Below are 19,771 nucleotides of genomic sequence, written 5' to 3'. Positions count from 1 at the left end.
CATTATAACACGTGAAGGAATGAAACACCTTAAATAATTAAAGATGGAATATTCTTTTTATGATTTTTTAAAGCTACTCGGCTCATTGGCACTGTTTCTTTACGGAATGAAGATTATGAGTGAGGGGCTTCAAAAATTTGCCGGTGACAGACTGCGGAAGATATTGACCGCAATGACAACCAACAGAGTGACCGGTATGTTGACGGGCGTGCTGATTACAGCACTTGTACAATCTTCCTCTGCAACCACGGTGATGGTTGTAAGTTTTGTCAATGCGGGGTTGTTAACGCTTTCACAGTCCATAGGTGTCATAATGGGTGCTAATATCGGTACGACTGTTACGGCATGGATTATTTCAGCTTTAGGTTTCAAGGTGGACATTGCCGCCTTTGCTCTTCCTCTTCTTGCTTTCGGCATTCCTCTCCTCTTCTCTCAAAAAAGTAACCGCAAGTCTGTCGGTGAATTTATTTTCGGTTTCTCATTCTTGTTCATGGGGCTTTCCTATTTGAAAAACAATGCTCCTGACTTGAGCCAAAATCCTGATATGCTGTCATTTGTGCAGGACTATACCGACATGGGCTTTATCTCCATACTCCTTTTTGTGGGTATCGGTACGGTGTTGACCATGATTGTGCAGGCATCTGCGGCAACTATGGCCATTACGCTTATTATGTGCGCCAACGGCTGGATTAGTTTCGAATTGGGGGCAGCACTGGTTTTGGGAGAGAATATCGGTACAACCATCACGGCAAACCTTGCGGCGCTGACCGGTAATACGCAGGCGAGGAGGGCTGCTTTGGCTCATTTGGTATTCAATGTGTTCGGTGTGATATGGGTGTTGTGTCTTTTCACCCCCTTTACCGAGGCTGTGTCATGGTTCGTGGAGAACGTGATGGGTACTAAAGATCCGGCTGTGGCCGTATCCTTCAAGCTTTCGGCATTCCATACTTGCTTCAATATCTGCAACGTGCTGATATTGATATGGTTCGTGAAGTTTATCGAACGTACGGTCTGTGCCATTATTCCAATGAAGGAGCAGGACGAGGAATATCGCTTGCGTTTTATCTCGGGCGGTATGCTTTCTACGGCAGAGCTGTCCATCCTGCAGGCAAGCAAGGAAATACATCTTTTTGCCGAACGTACCCGCCGTATGTTCGGAATGGTGCAGGACTTGCTGCATACGGAGAAGGATGATGATTTCAACAAAGTGTTCAGCCGTGTGGAGAAGTACGAGAATATCAGTGACAGCATGGAGCTGGAGATTGCCAATTATCTGAATCAAGTGTCCGAAGGGCGCCTGAGTTCGGAAAGTAAGTTGCAAATACGTGCCATGCTGCGTGAAGTGACGGAGATAGAGAGCATCGGCGACAGCTGCTATAACCTGGCACGTACCATCAACCGCAAGCGCCAGACCAATCAGGATTTCACCGAGAAGCAGTACGAGCATATCCATTTCATGATGAAGCTGACGGATGATGCCTTGGAGCAGATGATTGTCGTGGTGGAACATCCGGAGCATGCAGGCGCGGATGTGAACAAGTCCTTTAATTTGGAGAACGAAATCAATAATTACCGCAATCAGCTGAAGAACCAGAATATCTTGGATGTGAACAACAAAGAATATGATTACCAGATGGGTGTTTACTATATGGACATCATTGCGGAATGTGAAAAGCTGGGCGACTATGTGGTGAATGTAGTGGAAGCCAGCAGCGATATAAAAGAAAAGAAAGCGTCTTAGGACGCTTTCTCAAATTCTTCTTTGCCTACTCCGCACAAGGGGCAAACCCAATCTTCGGGAAGGTCTTCGAAAGATGTTCCCGGTTCTATTCCATTTTCAGGGTCGCCTAATTCAGGGTCATAGACATAATCGCATACAGTGCAAATGTACTTTTCCATAAATTTCTTTTTTAGGTTTATTCTTCTATAATAACGTTTAAAAGCCCTTTTTGTTTTATTGTTGAACAAAATAGTCTATTTTTGTTTCTTATTAAAACAACATTTATGAAAATGGCCGACAATCTGTTCTGGGCGATTATGCGGGATGCCATAGAGAATGCCGGCTGTTCCAAATCGGTGTTTCTGGCGAATATGAGCCATGAAGTCTGTACTCCGTTGAACGTAATTGTCGGATTCTCGGAATTGCTGGCCTCTGCATCGACGGGCGAGGAGGAGATACTGTTACTGGAAATTGTGCAAAGTTATTTCTACGTAAAAGACACGGGAACCGGTATTCCTTAGGAGAAGTTGCCACATGTTTTTGAACGTTTCGTCAAGCTGAAGCAGGGAAAGGAAGGTACCGGACTGGGGCTCTCCATTTGCCAGACCATTGTCCGCAAATTGAGGGAGGCGAAATAGGCGTGGAATCGGAAGAAGGGGCAGGTTCGACTTTCTGGTTCACATTGCCGTGGGAGCCTGTAACCGGACCGAAACTGGTAAGGGAAAAAGAGAATCGATGACAGTCAATTAATCACTAATCATTATATAGGTATTGTTTTCCCGGATTATTATTGTAATTCTGGAAGATTTTTATAACCACTTTATTAGCAAGCAGTTCTGAGGATAAGGTAAAAATGAGGTAATGATTTGGCAACCCTGTCTATTTCTACGTTCTGCTGTGAGTTGCTGTCAATGTCTCTCGTCTTGGTACAAAAGTAGCAATAAAAATCGGATACACATCAAAATGTCCCATGATTTTTATCACAGGACGTTTTTTATCTTCGCTGAATAATCCGGTTTAACCGTTACTTCTATTTTCGGCAAGTTGCGGGCTATGATTGCTGAAATTTATACTTTAATCCATACTCTTCCAACTTGCTATACAGCGTTGTACGTCCGATTCCGAGCAATTCGGCGGCAACCTTGCGGTTTCCGTTTGCCTGCTTCAACGCGCGTAAGATGCGTTCCTTGTCCTCCGCATCGTTTCGCAAGGCGAAGCTGACAGGTGAGGTCGGTTTCGTTACGGCAAGTTCCAGATGCTCTTTCATGACAACTCCCGTCTGTGCCTGCAACACCGCGCCCATTATCTTCTGCCGAAGCTCACGGACATTACCCGGCCACGGATGGGTCAGCAATGTCTTACGGGCTTCCGCATCGAACCCAGTCACGCTACATTCCAATTCATTGTTGGCAATCTCACGGAAGAACTCCGCCAACGGCATGATGTCCTCCTGACAGTCACGCAAGGGCGGAACAGTTATCTCGAAGTCGTGCAAACGGTACAGCAAATCCTGTCGGAAACGTTTTTCAATGACCGCTTTCTCCAGATCCTCGTTGGTGGCGGCGATGATGCGGACATTGAAGCTCTTGTCCGTCTTGTCACCTATAGGGCGGTATCTCCGTTCCTGTATGGCACGGAGTAACATCTGCTGGGTTTCCAATGCGAGATTGCCTACCTCATCCAAGAACAATGTGCCACCCTCTGCCTCATTGAAGTATCCTTTCTTTGTGCTGTCCGCACCCGTAAACGCGCCTTTGACATGTCCGAAGAATGCCGAGGGCGCAAGGTCTTTGGAGAGTGAACCGCAGTCCACAGGCACAAACGGTTTCCCTGCCCTTTTGCTCTTATCATGCAGATGGTGGGCGATATGCTCCTTGCCCGTGCCGTTCTCTCCGAATATCAGCACGCTCATATCAGTAGGGGCAACTAATCTTATCTGTTGCATGATTTTCTGAAAGGCGGAACTGTCACGGGCAAAAACGGGCATACGATTTCGTCCGATACTCCGTTCTTTCAGGATGGTATGAAGCAGAGGCATAAGTTTATCCTCCACAAGCTGCTTGGGGATATAGTCCAGCGAGCCGAGTTTCATACTTTCGACTGCCGTATGCACTTCGGCATAGTTGGTCATGATGATTAACGGTTGTGTCATGCCTTCCTTGCGCATCCATCGTAATAGGTCGATGCCGTCACCGTCGGGTAGTCGTAGGTCAGAAACCACGATGTCCCCGTCTGAGGCTTGTTGCAGAAGTTTCTTCGCGGTCGAGAGGTGGTAAGCCTGCACGGTACGGAATCCTTCCCGTGCCAGCAGGTTGCAGACAAACTCGCAATACACGATATTGTCCTCCACCACGATGATTCTTGTTTTATCCATTTTCGTATTTTTCCTTTCTTCTTTTGCCTGCCGGATAATTTCAGCACCTTTGTGCGCCCGTACAAGCTGCTTAGTAAATATCCCACTGGCAAGGGATTAGGTAAGTGTTCTTTGAAAAACCTATCATCACCCGACTTATCCGAAAGGGAAACCGGACGGGGAGTGTAGCATGTCGGGAACGTCGTAAGTCAGTCAGTTACCAGACTGCCACTGAACGGCAAGATGAAACGATGGATATGAGGATGAAAACCGAATTGTTTGAACGACAGTCCGAGCTGCTCTACTTGAAGGCTATGACGTAAGGTAACTGAAATCGTCATACTGCGGTACTGCTCCGGTGTATAGGTACGGACGCAAGCAAGAACTTGCCGCAGAGCAACCATGATAAATGGTAAAGGACGGAAATCGCATCCGACAATCCATCATGCCAACAGTTACTAAGTAAGTAAACGGGGATTACCTAAACCGGAACGCCGTAAGGCTATGAGGTGCAGACCTCTGAATATCCGGCACGGTAACGGAGCCTCCGTAGTAGTCCGGGCAGGGTAACGCCCTGCACATGGCGAAGGGAGGCAGCTAATTTTCTTTAATACAATTTAATGGATAATGTGAGAGACATTATGAGAAGTCCGGAAAGAGTATTAAACAGTCTGAACGAACACAGTAAGGATTCGAGCTACAAGTTCGAACGCCTTTACCGGATTCTGTTCAACGAAGAGTTGTTCTATGTTGCCTACCAAAAGATCGCATCGAACGGAGGTAGCACGACCAAAGGCTCCGACGGTCGCAGTATCGACGAGATGAGCCTTGCCCGGATCGAAACGCTGATAGCCTCGTTGAAAGACGAAAGTTATCAGCCCCACCCGTCGCGGAGGGTGCATATCCCGAAGAAAAACGGGAAAACGCGCCCTCTGGGAATACCGGCTTTTGAAGACAAGCTGGTGCAGGAGGTAGTCCGCATGATTCTGGAAGCCATTTACGAGGGACATTTTGAGACCACCTCGCACGGTTTCCGACCTAAACGGAGCTGTCACACTGCATTACTTCATATTCAAAAGACGTTCAGCGGGGCGAAATGGTTTATCGAGGGCGACATCAAAGGGTTCTTCGACAACATTGACCATGATGTACTTGTCGGAATCCTGCGGGAGCGCATTTCAGATGACCGTTTTATCCGTCTGATACGGAAATTCCTGAAAGCGGGATACGTCGAGGATTGGACGTTTCACAACACTTACAGCGGAATGCCGCAGGGAGGTATCGTCAGCCCGATTCTGGCGAATATATACCTCGATAAATTAGACAAGTACGTGAAAGAGTATATCCGACATTTCGACATGGGAACCAAACGCAGGCCGGGCAAAGAGAGCAACGATTTGGCCAATGAACGAAAACGGACTGTGCGGAAACTGAAAAAGATAAAAGACGGGACTGAGAAGGCGGCTTTGGTCGCAAGACTCAAAGCCATCGAACAGGAACGTGCAGCATTTCCAAGCGGAGATGAAATGGACGGAAGTTACCGCAGGCTCAAATACATCCGTTACGCCGACGATTTTATTCTGGGTGTAATCGGTAGCAAAGAGGATGCACTGCGGATAAAGGAGGATATTAAATCATTCCTATCCGAAAGCCTCGCCCTCGAACTGTCCGAAGAAAAGACGCTGATAACCCATACGGGTAAATCGGCGAAATTTCTCGGATATGAGATTACGGTAACACGGAACAATCATCAACGACGGGATGTGCAAGGACGTCTGCGACGCACCTACGGCAAGCGTGTCCGGCTGAATGTCAGCATGGCAACGCTGCGGGACAAACTTCTGGAATACGGAGCTATGGAAATCAAGCTCCGCAACGGGAAAGAGATTTGGAAACCCAAATGCCGTTCAGGATTGATATTCAACGACGATCTTGAAATCCTCGACCGATACAATCGGGAAACAGTGGGATTTTGCAACTATTACCTGATCGCCAACAACTGCGTCGTACTGCACAACTTCAGATATATCATGGAGTACAGCATGTATAAAACATTTGCGGGCAAATATAGGAGCACGGTACGAAAAATCAACAAAAAGTACCGTCTCAACAAACTGTTCACCGTAAAGTACGAGCAGAAAGGGGTAATCAAGTCCCGAACCTTTTACAAGACAAGTTTCAAACGCCGGACAACGGCGTTCAACGGAAGCTGCGACATCGAACCGTACTCTATTGCAGACGTGAGCCGAACCAATTTGACGGACAGGCTCAAAGCGGAAAAATGCGAATTGTGTGGGGCAACGGGCAAGCTGATTATGCACCATGTCCGCAACCTCAAAGACCTGAAAGGGAAAGAGAGTTGGAAACGGCTCATGTCAGCCCGAAAACGCAAGACCATTGCGTTGTGTCCGAGTTGCCACAGGCTGCGGCATCTGGGAAAAGTTTAGACTGAAAAAAAATTAGTGGAGAGCCGGATACGCCGAGAGGTGTAAGTCCGGTTCGGGGGCGAGTTCTTGGAAACCTGCCGTAGAAATACGGTAAGGCGCCGGGTGCTTAGCCTACATCCAGCACAGCCGGTCACCGCTTTGCATATCGCTTCGTCATCTGGAGTGGCACTTCCATGAAGTTGGGCGTAAAGTTCCCTCAATGGCTGGTCGGCACGGAGAATCTGCCATGAACTTCGCAGATGGTGTGTAAGTGTGTCCAGTTCTTGGAGGTCTTTACGCTGTTCTGCATCCTTGACCGCCTGCATTTCCTTTTCGGTTTCCGCTATCAGTTTGTCCAGCATGACGGATTCATTGCCATAAGATAGCAGAGTGGAAAAATCCGGCTTTTCATCCAATATGCTGCTTAATGCGCATTTATCCGTAATCTCCATCAGTTCGGATATGGAGAACGGCTTGAACAGGCATCCGGCAAATCCACGCCCTATAAGTTCCTCCTTGCTGCAACTGCCCGAAGCGGTTGTCACGACTATGGGAATACTCTTCGAGTTGCCTACATTGGATGAGCGCAACAGTTCCAGCAGTTCAAAACCGCTTATCTCAGGCATATTCAGATCCGTCAGAAGCAGGCTGTATTCCTTTTTTCGTATCAGCTCCATCAGTACCGAAACATTGGTACAGGTATCGCAGTGCATCCCTTCATGGGCATACATTTCTTTCAACATAAGGAGAAGTACCTCGTCATTGTCGATGGCAATCACATCATGGCAGATATGATTATGGCGCATTTGCGCTTGAATTGTCTGTTCCGGCAGTTCCTCGGCTGTCTGCATGGGAATTTCCACCGTGAAGCGGCTCCCTTTGCCTTTCTCGCTTTCCAAGCGTATAGTTCCACCGAGCATCGCCACAATACGCTGCACGATGGACAATCCTAATCCGAAGCCGTCTTTTGCGGCGGCATTTGAAAGACGTTCAAATGCACCGAATACTCGTTGTTGCTCATCTTCGGTCATGCCCGTACCGGTATCTTCAACGATAAGTTTCAGCAAACCGTTATCATAATCCGCTGCCAATGATACACTACCGTTATCCGTGAACTTGATGGCGTTTGACAACAAGTTGTTGCCGATTTGCAGGATACGTTCCTTGTCGGTCAAAACCACCGCATCGGTGTGGCTCTCCACTATCAAAGTCAGCCCCTTGTTCATGGCAATGGGCATGAACTCCGTTTCAAGAATATGCGTGATTGCGGAAATCCTGCAAGGGGAAAGGTTGGGTTGCTCCTTGCCGTTGTCCAGACGGAAGAAATCCAGCAGCGTGTTGAGCATCTCCCGCATACGCTCAGAAGATTGCCGGATATTATCCACATACATGGTGCTTTTATCCGCGCTACAACTTTTCTGCATCAGTCCGGCATAGCCTCATTTTGTCAATCGTATTTTTTCGTGGTAGAAGTAGTTTACGATGACAGGTTTGCCTTTTTCCGAGCGTCCGTATGGCAGATCGTTTATACGATACGGGAAGCCCTGCTCCTTGGCGTAATTTGAAATGTCCTGCTCCAATGCCTGCCAGTATTCAAGCCTTTTTTTATTGTAAATTTTCTCGTAAAGCGGTATGAGGTCAGGATACTTCTCACGGATATACGTCATTATCCCGCCTTTGAACTGCCCGCGTAAATTCAGGTTTTCAAGCCAGATTAAATCAGCATAATCTTTTACCTCCTCTATTATTGCCTTCACGTCTGTTATTCTGGGGAATATGGGCGAGACGAAGCATACGGTGCGGATACCTGCCTCGTATGTCTGACGCATCGCTTTCAGACGGCGTTCAATGCTTACGGCGTTGTCCATATCTGCGCAGAACTGCTCGTCGAGCGTATTGACAGACCATGACACAGTCACTTTGGGAAAACTCTTCAACAGGTCGAGATCGCGAAGGACAAGATCGGACTTTGTGCATATCATAATCTCGGCATCGCTTCCTCGCAGCTCTTCGAGCAGCCTTCGGGTACGGTGGAATTCTTCTTCATACGGATTGTAACCGTCCGTCACAGACCCTATTACAACACGTTCACCGTCGTATTTATGAGGATTCGTTATCGGCTTCCAGTTTTTTACATCTAAAAACGTACCCCACGGCTCGGTGTGCCCGGTGAACCGTTTCATGAACGATGCGTAGCAATACCTGCAGGCGTGGGGACACCCTACATAAGGGTTGACCGAATATCCTCCCACCGGCAGAGAGGATTTGGTCATTACACTCTTTACATCTATTTCCTTTATTGTATCCATATTCATTGTATTCGTCTGGTAAATTGTTCCGGCAATTCCTGAATCATTCTTTCGTCGCCCATAATCGGCAGCAAATCCTCTTTCATGAACACCGGTATGCCATGAGCCTTTGCCTGTTCTGCAATGCTAAGCACCCATTCGGGGCGCGAATATGACTTTCCTTTTCGGTTTCCGGTCTCTGTGCCTATGACAATCCAGTCAATTCCCTCGAAATCAATCTCGCCGATATCATCGAAGAGAGGTTCAAACGTGACATGGTAGTGTCGTGCTTTGATATTCTTTTTCAAATCATCAATCCTCCTTTTCTCGGAACTGCGCGTGACGGTCACGCCCATCCATACGTTCTCGTCGTCAGAGGAGAAACTGATTTTGTCAGGGCGCTTCGTCAGAAAGATATAGGCGTGCTGGGGATTGCTGCTGATCCGCTCGAAAATTTCTGCGTTCCATTCAGGCTTCCAATCGGAGAAATCGCTCATTCCTGTCATGAGCCACACATGAGGACGGGACGTATCGATGATGCGCAGTTTTCGTTCCATGTATTCAGGCACGGAAAAGTCGTCGGTAATGTGGAAACGGCGGCAGTTGTTACGGGCATAGCAGTAAGGGCATCCTATAGTGCACCCTACCACTATGTTCATGTTTTTTATCAGGGATTTAATGCAGACACTCATAACACAACTGTTTCTCCGTCCTCCGGGATAATCAGCCGGCTCATGTCGGCTTCGTGATGCGTTGCCTCATTGCGCAGAATTGCACGGGTGGTCTGGCAATGGTCGATGGCATCCATGTGTTCGGCTATCAGCTTGATATGCGAAGGCAATTCGTCAAGTATCTGCATCACTTCGTTCTCGTCGGGGATGATAGGACCGTCCGTTTTGGAAAATTCGGGAAAGATTGCACCTCCGGAGTTTACCACGATATAGTCAGGATTGAACCGTTCCACGGTGTCTCGGATACATGCTTCCCATCGGCAGTCACCCATTATATAAACGGTCGGGAAGCCCTCGGCTTTTAGCACATAACCTGATACAGGTCCCATCATCTGCCCGATCTGCCCGAAACCATGATGTCCGGTCGTGCGGTAAATGGATATGCCGTCTATTGTTTTTATTTCTTCGATGGGTATCACATTTGTAAATCCGTCGTTTCTGATGGCGTCCGCGTCCTGGGGCTGAACGTAGAAAGGAATTTCTTTGGGCAAATGTGTGGGGACACTCGGCTCGTAATGGTCGATGTGATTGTGGGTCAGGAGCACCATGTCCACGCCTCCGATAATATCCTGAATAGGAATGGTGAGGTGTACCCTCGGTGTTTTATTCACACCGAGGGCCGATATCAAAGTGCCTTTGTCGGCTAAAACGGGGTCAATTAGCATGGTGTGTCCCGCATACCTGATTTTCAAGGTGGCATTGCGCACCAATTGTACTGTGGATGTCTTTTTCATGACTATATGTCTTGTTATTGATTACGGGTGCAAAGTTCGGAAGAATCCGGCGAAACATCTATGCCTGAAAAAACGGTAATTATGCCATTTTGATAAATGAAATTATTATCTTTGCAAAAACGACAAGGATATGGACGAGATAATCAACCCTGATCGACTGGTCAGCGTACCGTTCAACAAGACACGCTGCGGCGTGGATTTTTACATCAATACTGCCATAAACAAGGACATCGGACTTGTGCTGACAGAAAACAAGCGGTTTAAGACAGACTTCTTCAGCTTCTACTTTTTCCGTAAGGCAAACGGATATTTGCTACTGAACTTCCGCAAGATTGAACTGCGCGACGGCATGGTTCTCCTGCTTTCACCCCATCAGCAACAAGAGTGGCATGTAGATGAGACGGCGTTGGATTACACGTTCCTTATATTCCGCGAAGATTTCATGCGTACTTTTATCGCCGACAAGTTCTTCGTTTTTCGCCTTTTGTATTGTTACCAGACAGATACGCCGCCTTACATCAATGCCACACATGACGAAATGAAGGAATATATGCGGCTGCTCGGAAAGATTAAGTATGAGCTGATGAATCCAGTGTCCGATACGTACAATATCATTGTTTCCTTACTATATTATCTTTTGCTGATTATCAATCGTACATACGCTGCCGCCTATTGCTTGCCCGCTGAAATTGCTAAAAACAATTTCGCTTTTCGGTTCAAGGACTTGTTGGAACAGAATATCCGCACCCACCAGCGGGTGCAGGAATATGCAGACATGCTTCATGTCAGTCGCATCACACTCAATAACTCAGTAAAAGCCCAATTCGGAGTATCAGCTACCCATTTGATAAAACAACGTCTGCTTGAGGAACTGAAGAACGAATTGCTATTCTCCAACCGCACTGTCAGTGAAATGGCGGATGATTTCAATTTCTCTGATCCGAGCCATCTCATGCGCTTCTTCAAACAGCAAACAGGCAAAACATTTACTCAGTACATGACGGATTACAATAAAGGCATATACGAATAACTTCTTAATATAGTCGATAGCGGCTATCGAAATATGGTTGTTGATGTTCAGGCGTTTTTGTACTGCATGAACCATTTTACGATTTCTGGATCTTCGTGCGAGCCGAGTAAGAAAGGCTTGTCGGTATCCAGCGTCTTTATCCGTGCCATGTCGTCGGCCGACAGGGTGAAGTCTAATATGTCGAGATTCTGCTTCATGCGTTCCGGTTTCACAGACTTAGGAATAATTATGCACACTGATATTTATCGCGCCCGGACAGGTGTTCGGTGCGGAAGATGACGGCATGCAGTTCCAACCAGATGGCTACCTGCTTATGTTCCATCCCGACCTGCTGCGGAATACACCTCTCGGGCGGATAATGCGTGAATATTCGTTCTTTTCCTACGAGACAAACGAGGCATTGCACCTTAGTGTGGAAGAACGGCAAATCATCATGGATTGCTTCCACAAGATTCAATATGAATTGAACCATCCGATACACCGTCACAGCAAGAACCTCATCACAGACAGCATCAAGACGTTCCTTGATTACTGCACACGTTTCTATGACCGCCAGTTCATCACACGCGACAACCAAAACCGAGACATCCTCGCAAGATTTGAGCGGTTGCTTGACGAATACTTCCATGATGGGGCTGCTAAACGGATAGGCTTGCCCACTGTACAGTATTGTGCAGACAAGCTCTGCCTCTCGCCCAACTATTTCAGTGATTTATTGAAAAAAGAAACAGGTTCAACCGCCCTACATTTCATTCATGACAAGTCTATTGAAATAGCCAAGACGGAACTTGCATCTACAGACGACACCGTTAATGAAATCGCCTATAATCTCGGCTTTCAGTACCCGCAACATTTTACCCGACTGTTCAAGAAAGAGGTAGGTTACACTCCGAATGAATATAGAGCGCAAGTGTCGTGAGAATTGGATTAGTACAGAATATTAGAACCCAACACCTCTCTTGCGCTTAACTTTCTTCCTTCTGCGAAGTATATCCACCATTTCCTGATTGGCTTCCGCATCAGCAGCGTTATAAGATGAGCCACTGCTTTTTAGCAATCCCCAAGAGCCGTTGAACAACTCGCTTTGTGCCGTGCCGGACGGTGCGCTTGGTGTAGCCGTTTCATATATTCCGGCTGTTATTCCCATACGTTCCCTGCATCTGTTGTGCTGCAAAGCCGCGTCAATCTTGGAATAACTGAAACGCCTGTCCACTTTGGAGCCGTTGAAATGGTAACCATTCATGGAGAATACAACACCCTGCACCTCGCTGGTCTGCCCCTTATGCTTGAAATGTACTTCCACTCCCTGCCGTTTCAGGTTGGCGATAAGCACGTTCCAGTTGCCGCATCTGCCGACTTCCATTTTGATGATGTCGTAAAGCGCATATTTCGTCCTGTCTGGCTCTTTCAGGCGGTTGCGTTTGACATTGTCCTTTCCGCCAGCCATATGCAAGCCGTATTTCAAGGTCAATTCCTTGCAGATGCGGGTACTGCGCAGACGCTCGTGCCTGTCCGATATGGTATTGCCGTTGTTGTCTATGCGGTTGAAAGCAATATGCACGTGCGGATGCTCCTTGTCGAAATGCTGGGCGATGAAGAACTGCGTATTCTTGATTCCCATCCGTTCCATATATTCAAGCGCGATGCCTGCCATGATACGGTTCGTCAGCCGTAACTCATCCTCTTTGGAAAAACTCAACGCGATATGTCCGACAGGTTTTGTCACCTTATCGTTCATCCGTGACTGGGCATTGAAACTCATGGCGATAGTTTCCAGATTTTCCATAAACAAGCCTTCGCTTGCTACTATCTGCGTATCCTTCTTCTTGTCGATGATGTAATCCACCACACCCTTGAAGTCGCTTCCTTTTACGATTTTCGCCATCATATCCCTATCTTGGTTATAAGTTCATGAATCCTTGCCACTGCCACCTTGCAGTCCCACCGTTCATCGTGGAAGCCTCCGGCGTTTGCCTTACGCGCAAGCTGGTTGAGATTGTTAGCCATGCCGCAGAGTTGGCGGATGTATCCGGCATGTTCCTCCGACAGCCGTTCTTTCACATGACCGTTACGGAAACATTCCCTCATGTACTCGCTTGGTGATACGCCCGCCTCATGCGATCGTGTCAGCAGGCGGAAGTAGTCGGCTGCCGTCATTTTCACTGCGATACGGTATTTCAGTTTCTCGGTTGCTTCCTTCTTGGGGCGACCTCCCTTGTTGCGTTCCTTGTGTTCCTTTGTCTGTTCCATATTTTATTCCTTTTAATTCGGTTACTGATTCAACTGTATAGACCGACGGGATGCCACCTCCTGCAATTTGGATGGTGGGTGGCAAGCGGTTTCGGTACACCCGAAACACAAACTTGCTACCTCCCAATCCTTAAGGAATGAGTTTCGGGCATCTCCCGTTTTTCTCATTCGGGATGTCATAATCCCAACCCTTTCTTCTTGGGTTTTACGATAGTTCTTGGCGGTGGACTAACGGCTAATTTCTGCCGGATTCCACGCAGGTAATCGTTCAGGTCTTTATGCCCTTTGTAGTTGTCGGAGAAGTCGCGGATGCGTCCGGCGAACTTCCTTTCCAATTCCCGATACGCCTTTCTTCCCGCCTCGTCATTGTCGAGCATGCAGTGGATACGTCCATACCCGTGCAGCACATCTATAGCTTTGGAAACATTGGCGGTCGAATTGAGGATGACGTAATCCTGCCTGTCAAGGTCGGGCAAGTTCGAGCAGTTCCTCTTCCGCAACGTGAGGAATGAAAGATAGTCCATCATGCCCTCGAATACAAGGCATTTCTCTCTCGCTTCTCCCTGTTGCCGAATATGGCTGATGTCTTTGGGTGCGACACAGCCTTTGAAAAAACGGTTACGCACTTCAAATCCTCCCGCCACATTCGGAAAACCGATGGCGAAATAGGGCTTGCCGTTATGGGTGAAGTGGAGCTCTTTACATTGCGCCTTTGCCAAAGCGATGTTTATGCCCCGTTCCTGCAAGTATCGGAGCAATGCCGGATGGGTGAGTTCGCCCACCTCCAAATGTTGGAAACTCGGTTCGGATGCCTGCTGGCGAAAAGAGTAAAGCCAAGCCTTTGTCTTGATTGAAATCAGAGTGGAACACAGAACGTTTCCGCCGCCTATGGCGGCAGAAACGTTTTTAGTTACCTTTGCTGTAGGCATAAGAAGCAAGCCGTTTTTTTCTTGGGTTTTCAATCCCACAAAAGAGTATGGCTCCTTGTCCTGCGAATCGAAGATTGGTCGTCAGAGGCCGTATAGAAGAATGCTCATCGACAGGACATGGCTTATGCCATTTATCCATCAACAAGAGTAACGATATTACCATGGCAAAGAAAGCAAAAAAAGTCAAGAGCGCCAAAGGTGCGGAACTTCGGATAGTCAATCCCGATGCGGCTGGGATAGACATCGCGGACGGTATCATGCAGGTCTGCATCCCTGCTGACCGCTCCAAGGACAACAACCGTGCGTTCGGAGCATATACATCCGACCTGCATGCCATCTCGGCATGGCTTAGGGAATGTGGCATAAAGACAGTCGCAATGGAATCCACCGGGGTGTACTGGATACCGCTGTTCTGTCGTCTTCAGGAGGACGGGCTGGATGTCGTATTGACCAACGCAAGGGATGTGAAGAACATAACGGAGAGGAAAACCGACGAGTCGGATGCCGAATGGCTGATGTTGCTGCACCAGTACGGGTTGCTCAAGGCAAGTTTCCAACCGCACAACGACGCCAAACGGATGAGGACACTTACCCGTCATCGTGACACCCTCTCCCGTGAAGCCTCAAGCATGGTCCTGCGTATGCAGAAAGCCATGCAGCAGATGAATATAAAACTTACGCTTGTCCTGTCTGACATCACGGGAAAATCCGGCATACGTATCATCGAGGCCATTCTTGCAGGTGAACGTGACCCCAAGAAACTTGCGGAATTGGCTGACATCCAGTGCAAAACCCCGAAAGAGGAAATAGCCAAGGCACTTGAGGGCAACTGGGAAGAAGACCTCATGTTTGTCCTCAGACAAAACTATGATACTTTCAAACATTATTGTACCCAACTTGGCGAGTGCGATGCAGAACTGGAGAAACTCATGGAAAACTACCGTGCGGAGGTTGCCAAAGTGGAAGATACTTCATATAGCCCGGCAAAAAAACGCCGCGATTATAAAAAGACCAGGCATACCGTGAGCTTCGACGTGGAAAGGAAAGCATACGAAATGTGGGGAGTGAACGTTTTTGAGATACCGGGCATAAGCCACCTGACCGCACTTGAACTGATGAGTGAACTGGGGCACGACTTTACCCGGAAGTTCCCGTCTTCCAAACAGTTCTGCTGTTGGTGCAACATCTCACCGAACACCAAGATATCAGGAGGAAAAAGAATATCAAGCCACGTGCCACACCGTCGGAACAATGTCGGGTTGATTTTTAGAAGTATCGCTTCTTCGCTCGCCAATGCGAAGAACCAATTGGGGAACTTCTACCGCAGAATACGTTCACGGGCCGGAGGTAAAGCCGCAGTCATTGCCACTGCCCACAAGGTAGCCGAGATATTCTTTGCCATGGTTGCAAACCAAACAACTTATAATCCGGAAAGAGTAGGTATAGACGAGAAAGTATTACTCGAAAAACGGATTACAAGATACAAACGTGAATTAGAACGAATTACAGGCACACATATAGAAATTGGCAATGCATGTGTTCCATAGAAAAGATATGGGACGGATGTGTGGTGCCTGTTCCGCTATCTTGCCAAGCAGATAAGGCACATGGTCGGATGCGTACAGTACCCCTGCAAGTGCGATGATGTTACCACCTCTTCCCAGTCCATAATCGAACCACAGGTTGCGGTCGGTGTTCACCTTGAACGAGGCTTCCGTTTCCTGACGGAACGGGGATTTATACCACAGGCAGTTTCCCTGTTGCTTTACGGGCGAATAACCCAAACTTTGCAGATAGTCCGCAATTTTGATTTGTTTTGCTTCTTGGATGTTCATGATATAATTTCTATGGATTTGATGATGACTGTAAAAACGTTGATTTGATGAATGAGATATGTATTGTCCTATACGTTAATGCTTTATATTCTCAACATCTTCTCAACAAACCACTCACAAATAGAGAATCCAACAAACTGATGCTGTTTCCCTCTCAACTTTTCTTTTCGATTGTTGAGAATTTGTTGAGAGTGTATGCTGTTTATTATCAGTATGGTTATATCATTATTCATCAATTCAACAAAAAAAGAATAGTATTACAGGGATTCAAGTTGTTCCCTTGTGACGGTGTAGAAACGACCGACTCTTTTTATCGGCTCATATCGGCACTCCCGATTGTAATTGAATTGGTAAGTGGTATATGTAAGCCCGTTAGAGGCAGGAGTAAGTTTCCAACATTCCTGCAATACCTTTCTGACTTGGTGCTTCTCCACCTTTACCTGCGAATGTACCAGCAAAAGAAGAATGTCGTTGTGGCAGAACGAGAATGTGTCCGTGCCGACACTTTCCATAATGTCAAGGATAAGTTCGCACATCTCTATCTCCAATCGGTTGCGGTTGCTGCGGATAATCTTCTGCAAGGCTTCGGTATGCAGCAAAGAGGGCGCAAACCACATACGGCTTTCCTTTTCGGTGGAAAGTTGTCTGTATTGCAGGTAATACAGAAAGGCAGGTATCTCAGCTTTCAGCTTTTGCAGGAAGTCTGTGTCATCGGATTGCAGACGGTCTATCTTGCGCACCCAATAGCGTGTTTCACCTGCATCAATGATAACAGGCAGATACTCGTTGTTGGAGCATAGCACGAACTTGGCAAAGAACGCTATCTCGTCACGGTCTTTGCCTTTGGCTTCCACCTTGTAGGAAAGTGTGGTGCTGAGGTTCTTCAACCGCTCGCTGTCCTCCCTGCGGTTGAGCAATACCTCGTCCACCACGATGAGCAGTTTTCCTGCCCAGTCGGAATTGAACTGGCTGCGGAAGTCCTCGTTGGTATTGAAAGTGACATTGTTTTGAAACACAGCTTTCAGGAAGTTCAGGAATGTACTCTTGCCCGTGTTGCGTTCTTCTGATACCAACAGCAGGATAGGCAGTTTCTGCACGGGTTGCAGGTAGAGCAATTGAAGATAGTCCATGCCCAATTCATACTGTTCACCGAAGATATGGCGCACCAATGACCGGATACAGGGAAACTCGCCTTGTTGCGGACGGTGTCCTATCGGCTCGTAGAGGTTCAGGAACTTGTCCACCACGGGACGGTAGTCCACATGGTCGGGGACGGTGCAGAAGCCGTCGTACTTCGGCACGGTGGCGAGATAGTCCTTGCCGTAGTCCTGCCGCAGTGTTTCGTTGTTCCACACGATGCGCTTCTTCACATAGCCTCCGTTCAGACGGGGCTGGTTCACTAACTTGTAGAGGGTGGTACCCACACGGATAAACTCCTCATTTTCAAAGTTGCCTTGTTTCATTAGCACTTCATTTTTTTGTTTAATCAGTGCAAAACTCGGCAATTAGCGCAGAACGGATTAACAACTCACGCATACCTCACGTAAGATTTTCTTGGATTTGGCTTTATGACATACAACAAAAGCCCGAAGAAATGCCATTCTAATGGATTTTTCTTCGGGTTTGTCGTAATCGTACGTATGAATGGCAATACACCTATTCACATACTCGTATAAATACATTGTTGGCAATGGGAATACGCATAGGTCTCACTACTTCATGTCGTCATATCATTAGAACTTATGCCTGATAATTAGACATATCCCAACCATTTATACCCAGCGAAAAGAAGATATTTGTTTTCTCTTTTCGCAAGTACAGCCTTTTAAATATGGCATTGCGCACCTGTTCCGCACCGAAGCTGTCAATGCGGAAAGCAAGTGCGACTATCATCGGAAAGCTGAACACATCGGCATGATACCCGTTCTCCTGCCGAACATACTTCTGTACCTCGTATTCTTTTAATGCTCCACTGTTATAGATGTTTCTGATGGCAGAACGAAGTGTCGGAGCAATTACTCCGAACAGTTCCACCAATTCCGGCTCGCTCATCCAAATGTTTGAGACATTCTCCGGCATGATGATATTGCCGGATTCATTCACTGTTATGCTGTTTCTTCTCATACTCATGACATCGTTATTCCGTTAAACGTCTTACTCAGTTTGTCGCCGAACATGGTCAGGTCGTTGTCGAGCTTCTGCGTGGTTATCTTTGCGTAGAGTTGGGTCGTGACTATATTCGTATGTCCCAACACACGGCTTACGCTTTCAATGGGCATCCCCTTGCTCAAAGCTAATGTTGCGAAGCCATGACGACTGCAATGAAATGATATTGACTTGGTTATGCCACATTCCCTTATCATCCGTTTCAACGGTTTGCAGATAGACCAATAGTTCAAGCCGGGGAATATACGATTGTCTTTCTGCATCGGTCGGTAGCGTTCGACAATCTGCAAGGGTATATCCAGCAGCTTCACTTGGAAGGCGACTTTTGTCTTGTGGCGTTTGGACAATATCCACTTCTCGCCGTTCACCTCCACGATGTTGTCATTCGTCAGTTCCTGAATGTCCACGAATGACAAGGCGGTGAAACTGGCAAAGATGAAAATGTCACGGATGTATGCGAGCTTGCTGTCTGCAAACTCATGTGTCATGACCGCTTTCAGTTCATCCTCCGTCAGATATTCCCGTTCTTTCACATTGGGGCTGATATGAAACTGGATGAAAGGATTGCGCGGTATCAACCCGTTATAATGCGCTTTCATGACCACACCTTTCAGCCACATACAGTTTGCCCATATCGAACCGTTCCGCAATCCGGCTTCAGTCGAGAGGTATGCGGCGAACTCCTTGATGAAATCGGGAGTAAGTTCCAACATGGACATATCGCTGCGTCTGTAAAACGACTTGATAAAGGCGGCTACATGGTTTCTTGCCCGTACACGTGCCCGATAGGTAGCCATTACCCTGTCTTTGCCTACCCGTTTCTTGAACACTTCGTTCTCACGGTCGAATGCTTTTAGCAGCGTCTCATACTCGCTGCCGATTCCCTGATAGGCGTTGCGCACCATCTCAGCCGTAACAAATGCCTCGCGGTCTGAAATGCGCTGGTAATGTTTGATGATTTGCGCCTTGATGTTGTCAAGGGCAAGGTTGATGTCTCGTGCCTCGCGGCTCTTGCCTTTCGCCTTGTTTCCTTTCACGTCCCAAAGCGTTTTCGGGATGTTCTGCTTACAACTGAACTGCGCCACAGTCCCGTTGATTGTCACTCGTCCCATGATGGGGACAATACCGTTTTTCTCCTTGCTGCCGTTCACGTAGAACAGAACCTTGAATGTGCTTCTTGCCATACTCGTTTTTTGTTTGCAAAGTTATTACTCAACGAGTTAGACCTTGATATGCCAACCTGTGCCACAAGCTGCCAAATACAACACGGTGTGTTAAAAATCACCATTCGGCGGGTAATGATTTGGAG

General features: G+C 47.4%; 17 protein-coding genes and 4 pseudogenes. 7 read left to right on the top strand and 14 right to left on the bottom strand.

What is annotated here, in order from left to right; translation table 11 throughout:
- Positions 1–43: 43 nt before the first annotated feature.
- A complete protein-coding gene (locus ITJ87_RS02600; protein WP_005830551.1) occupies positions 44–1,741 on the top strand; it encodes a Na/Pi cotransporter family protein in 1,698 nt (565 codons plus the stop codon).
- Here ITJ87_RS02600 and rd read toward each other — a convergent pair.
- Positions 1,738–1,899: a rubredoxin gene (gene rd / locus ITJ87_RS02595; protein WP_005830549.1), complete on the bottom strand. Its 162-nt coding sequence runs from the start codon at positions 1,897–1,899 to the stop codon at positions 1,738–1,740. The two genes, ITJ87_RS02600 and rd, sit on opposite strands and share 4 nt — an antisense overlap.
- 141 nt (positions 1,900–2,040) lie before the next feature.
- On the opposite strand from rd, the pseudogene ITJ87_RS02590 reads away from it, so the two are divergent.
- Positions 2,041–2,459 (top strand): annotated as a pseudogene (locus ITJ87_RS02590) (sensor histidine kinase); the annotation flags it as partial.
- Positions 2,460–2,771: 312 nt separating this feature from the next.
- Here the strand turns inward: ITJ87_RS02590 and ITJ87_RS02585 are convergent.
- Positions 2,772–4,094 carry a sigma-54 dependent transcriptional regulator gene (locus ITJ87_RS02585; RefSeq protein WP_005775887.1) on the bottom strand — a complete coding sequence of 441 codons (1,323 nt, stop codon included), beginning with the start codon at positions 4,092–4,094 and terminating at the stop codon, positions 2,772–2,774.
- A gap of 104 nt (positions 4,095–4,198) precedes the next feature.
- Between ITJ87_RS02585 and ITJ87_RS02580 the strand changes: the two genes are divergently transcribed.
- Together ITJ87_RS02580 and ITJ87_RS02575 are read left to right on the top strand one after the other, a co-directional pair.
- Positions 4,199–4,396 carry a hypothetical protein gene (locus tag ITJ87_RS02580; RefSeq protein ID WP_134978547.1) on the top strand — a complete coding sequence of 66 codons (198 nt, stop codon included), beginning with the start codon at positions 4,199–4,201 and terminating at the stop codon, positions 4,394–4,396.
- Positions 4,397–4,714: 318 nt separating this feature from the next.
- On the top strand, positions 4,715–6,520 hold the full coding sequence (locus ITJ87_RS02575) for a reverse transcriptase domain-containing protein (RefSeq protein WP_014775792.1): 1,806 nt from the start codon (positions 4,715–4,717) through the stop codon (positions 6,518–6,520).
- Between the two features lie 106 nt (positions 6,521–6,626).
- Here the strand turns inward: ITJ87_RS02575 and ITJ87_RS02570 are convergent.
- The 4 genes and pseudogenes from ITJ87_RS02570 to ITJ87_RS02555 all read right to left on the bottom strand — a co-directional run.
- Positions 6,627–7,938: pseudogene (locus ITJ87_RS02570) on the bottom strand (hybrid sensor histidine kinase/response regulator); the annotation flags it as partial.
- Positions 7,939–8,814 (bottom strand): radical SAM mobile pair protein B, encoded by an 876-nt coding sequence (locus tag ITJ87_RS02565; RefSeq protein WP_196096310.1) that lies wholly within the window; start codon positions 8,812–8,814, stop codon positions 7,939–7,941.
- Positions 8,811–9,479 (bottom strand): radical SAM mobile pair protein A, encoded by a 669-nt coding sequence (locus tag ITJ87_RS02560; RefSeq protein WP_004329299.1) that lies wholly within the window; start codon positions 9,477–9,479, stop codon positions 8,811–8,813. The genes ITJ87_RS02565 and ITJ87_RS02560 overlap by 4 nt, the downstream gene beginning before the upstream one ends.
- A complete protein-coding gene (locus ITJ87_RS02555; protein WP_196096309.1) occupies positions 9,476–10,252 on the bottom strand; it encodes an MBL fold metallo-hydrolase in 777 nt (258 codons plus the stop codon). The genes ITJ87_RS02560 and ITJ87_RS02555 overlap by 4 nt, the downstream gene beginning before the upstream one ends.
- A gap of 130 nt (positions 10,253–10,382) precedes the next feature.
- Here ITJ87_RS02555 and ITJ87_RS02550 point away from each other — a divergent pair, with 130 nt between their 5' ends.
- Entirely contained in the window at positions 10,383–11,282 is a 900-nt protein-coding gene (locus ITJ87_RS02550) for an AraC family transcriptional regulator (RefSeq protein WP_004329302.1), read from the top strand.
- Between the two features lie 47 nt (positions 11,283–11,329).
- On the opposite strand, the gene ITJ87_RS02545 is transcribed toward ITJ87_RS02550, so the two are convergent.
- Positions 11,330–11,479, bottom strand: a complete 150-nt coding sequence (locus ITJ87_RS02545; protein ID WP_004329303.1) for a hypothetical protein — start codon at positions 11,477–11,479, stop codon at positions 11,330–11,332.
- A gap of 62 nt (positions 11,480–11,541) precedes the next feature.
- On the opposite strand from ITJ87_RS02545, the gene ITJ87_RS02540 reads away from it, so the two are divergent.
- Positions 11,542–12,201 carry an AraC family transcriptional regulator gene (locus ITJ87_RS02540; protein ID WP_004329304.1) on the top strand — a complete coding sequence of 220 codons (660 nt, stop codon included), beginning with the start codon at positions 11,542–11,544 and terminating at the stop codon, positions 12,199–12,201.
- A gap of 21 nt (positions 12,202–12,222) precedes the next feature.
- On the opposite strand, the gene ITJ87_RS02535 is transcribed toward ITJ87_RS02540, so the two are convergent.
- The 3 genes and pseudogenes from ITJ87_RS02535 to ITJ87_RS02525 form a co-directional block, all read right to left on the bottom strand.
- Entirely contained in the window at positions 12,223–13,170 is a 948-nt protein-coding gene (locus tag ITJ87_RS02535; protein WP_007560543.1) for a relaxase/mobilization nuclease domain-containing protein, read from the bottom strand.
- Complete coding sequence (locus ITJ87_RS02530; RefSeq protein WP_004329306.1) at positions 13,167–13,532, bottom strand: MobC family plasmid mobilization relaxosome protein; 366 nt, start codon at positions 13,530–13,532, stop codon at positions 13,167–13,169. Before ITJ87_RS02530 ends, ITJ87_RS02535 begins: the two co-directional genes overlap by 4 nt.
- A 176-nt stretch (positions 13,533–13,708) precedes the next feature.
- Positions 13,709–14,362 (bottom strand): annotated as a pseudogene (locus ITJ87_RS02525) (toprim domain-containing protein); the annotation flags it as partial.
- A gap of 260 nt (positions 14,363–14,622) precedes the next feature.
- Here ITJ87_RS02525 and ITJ87_RS02520 point away from each other — a divergent pair.
- A complete protein-coding gene (locus ITJ87_RS02520; protein ID WP_075964355.1) occupies positions 14,623–16,008 on the top strand; it encodes an IS110 family transposase in 1,386 nt (461 codons plus the stop codon).
- On the opposite strand, the pseudogene ITJ87_RS02515 reads toward ITJ87_RS02520, so the two are convergent.
- The 4 genes and pseudogenes from ITJ87_RS02515 to ITJ87_RS02500 all read right to left on the bottom strand — a co-directional run.
- Positions 16,009–16,296: pseudogene (locus ITJ87_RS02515) on the bottom strand (CHC2 zinc finger domain-containing protein); the annotation flags it as partial.
- 257 nt (positions 16,297–16,553) lie between these two features.
- On the bottom strand, positions 16,554–17,759 hold the full coding sequence (locus ITJ87_RS02510; protein WP_004328112.1) for a primase-helicase family protein: 1,206 nt from the start codon (positions 17,757–17,759) through the stop codon (positions 16,554–16,556).
- Between the two features lie 277 nt (positions 17,760–18,036).
- The gene (locus ITJ87_RS02505) at positions 18,037–18,426 is read right to left on the bottom strand and encodes a hypothetical protein (RefSeq protein WP_004328110.1); all 390 of its coding nucleotides are present in this window, start codon (positions 18,424–18,426) and stop codon (positions 18,037–18,039) included.
- On the bottom strand, positions 18,423–19,646 hold the full coding sequence (locus ITJ87_RS02500; protein WP_005775881.1) for a site-specific integrase: 1,224 nt from the start codon (positions 19,644–19,646) through the stop codon (positions 18,423–18,425). The genes ITJ87_RS02505 and ITJ87_RS02500 overlap by 4 nt, the downstream gene beginning before the upstream one ends.
- Positions 19,647–19,771: the final 125 nt, after the last annotated feature.

Source organism: Bacteroides sp. HF-162 (genome assembly GCF_015679285.1).
GTDB classification, from domain to species: Bacteria; Bacteroidota; Bacteroidia; order Bacteroidales; family Bacteroidaceae; genus Bacteroides; species Bacteroides uniformis.
The sequence above is the reverse complement of the archived record's forward strand: the minus strand, read 5'-3'. Positions and strand labels throughout refer to the sequence as shown.

What these genes read in the sequence shown, in the direction of transcription:
- ITJ87_RS02520 (WP_075964355.1), top strand. Translation starts at nt 14,623, where the DNA reads ATGGCAAAGAAAGCAAAAAAAGTCAAGAGCGCCAAAGGTGCGGAACTT.
- ITJ87_RS02545 (WP_004329303.1), bottom strand. Translation starts at nt 11,479, where the DNA reads ATGAAGCAGAATCTCGACATATTAGACTTCACCCTGTCGGCCGACGAC.
- ITJ87_RS02585 (WP_005775887.1), bottom strand. Translation starts at nt 4,094, where the DNA reads ATGGATAAAACAAGAATCATCGTGGTGGAGGACAATATCGTGTATTGC.
- ITJ87_RS02500 (WP_005775881.1), bottom strand. Translation starts at nt 19,646, where the DNA reads ATGGCAAGAAGCACATTCAAGGTTCTGTTCTACGTGAACGGCAGCAAG.
- ITJ87_RS02510 (WP_004328112.1), bottom strand. Translation starts at nt 17,759, where the DNA reads ATGAAACAAGGCAACTTTGAAAATGAGGAGTTTATCCGTGTGGGTACC.
- ITJ87_RS02550 (WP_004329302.1), top strand. Translation starts at nt 10,383, where the DNA reads ATGGACGAGATAATCAACCCTGATCGACTGGTCAGCGTACCGTTCAAC.
- ITJ87_RS02575 (WP_014775792.1), top strand. Translation starts at nt 4,715, where the DNA reads ATGAGAAGTCCGGAAAGAGTATTAAACAGTCTGAACGAACACAGTAAG.
- ITJ87_RS02555 (WP_196096309.1), bottom strand. Translation starts at nt 10,252, where the DNA reads ATGAAAAAGACATCCACAGTACAATTGGTGCGCAATGCCACCTTGAAA.
- ITJ87_RS02535 (WP_007560543.1), bottom strand. Translation starts at nt 13,170, where the DNA reads ATGATGGCGAAAATCGTAAAAGGAAGCGACTTCAAGGGTGTGGTGGAT.
- ITJ87_RS02530 (WP_004329306.1), bottom strand. Translation starts at nt 13,532, where the DNA reads ATGGAACAGACAAAGGAACACAAGGAACGCAACAAGGGAGGTCGCCCC.
- ITJ87_RS02565 (WP_196096310.1), bottom strand. Translation starts at nt 8,814, where the DNA reads ATGAATATGGATACAATAAAGGAAATAGATGTAAAGAGTGTAATGACC.
- ITJ87_RS02560 (WP_004329299.1), bottom strand. Translation starts at nt 9,479, where the DNA reads ATGAGTGTCTGCATTAAATCCCTGATAAAAAACATGAACATAGTGGTA.
- ITJ87_RS02600 (WP_005830551.1), top strand. Translation starts at nt 44, where the DNA reads ATGGAATATTCTTTTTATGATTTTTTAAAGCTACTCGGCTCATTGGCA.
- ITJ87_RS02505 (WP_004328110.1), bottom strand. Translation starts at nt 18,426, where the DNA reads ATGAGTATGAGAAGAAACAGCATAACAGTGAATGAATCCGGCAATATC.
- rd (WP_005830549.1), bottom strand. Translation starts at nt 1,899, where the DNA reads ATGGAAAAGTACATTTGCACTGTATGCGATTATGTCTATGACCCTGAA.